Annotated in this window: 1 protein-coding gene; it reads left to right on the top strand. The window is 55.3% G+C overall.

Annotated features, from left to right (window positions below; translation table 11 throughout):
* The coding region (locus VZ94_RS21390; protein WP_045780798.1) for an AMP-binding protein at nucleotides 1-873 on the top strand (873 nt) is incomplete at both ends.

Raw genomic sequence — 873 nt, forward strand, 5'->3', positions numbered from 1 at the left:
AACCCAACGCCATTGCGCTTATCGACGGCGAGACCCGCTTAAGCTATGGCGAACTAGAACGTCAGTCCAACCGCTTAGCGCACAGTCTACAACACAGTGGCCTAAAACCTGATGATATTGTTGGCCTGGTCTTGTCACGTACCGTCAACAGCGTGGTGGCTATGCTGGCCGTGTTAAAAACCGGTGCGGCGTTTTTGCCGTTGTCGCCTAACACTCCTAACGCACGGTTAATCCAGGCGTTACGTGATGCGGGTGTTAAGCAGGTGTTATGGGAGGCCCCATACTCCGATGCGGCTAACGACTTGGCGGCGGGATTAGACGGGTCAGTACATACCTTGCACACTGACAACAGCGCTGAGCATCACTGGCTGTGGTGGTTGAGCGCTGACACCCGCCTGCCCGCGTGTTTGGTTTTAGCCGACCAACCCGACACACCACCGGCTGTCGAACTGCACCCAGAGAATGCCGCCTATTTGATTCACACCTCTGGCAGCACCGGTACGCCTAAAGCCGTATGCGTCAGTCATGGCGCGTTGGCGCGTCATATTGCAGCCGCCGCCGAGTTATATGCCTATCAACCCCATGACCGTGCTTTGCATTTTGCCGCCTTTACCTTTGATGCGGCGATGGAGCAATGGTTAACACCGTTGGTCTCAGGCGCTGCGCTCGTGTTAGGCCACGGCGATTGGACTGGCGAAGACAGCTTAGCCGCGATGACTCGTCATCAGGTGTCGGTGCTATACCCACCGACCAGTCATGCTTATCATTTGGTCGATACCTTAGCCCGATTAAATCAACCTATTAATTTAAGCGTTGTGTGCGTCGGCGGTGAAGCAGTGGCCGCTGATCGCTTAGCGTCATTGAAGCAGTGGT

Source organism: Methylocucumis oryzae, assembly GCF_000963695.1.
GTDB classification, from domain to species: domain Bacteria; phylum Pseudomonadota; class Gammaproteobacteria; order Methylococcales; family Methylomonadaceae; genus Methylovulum; species Methylovulum oryzae.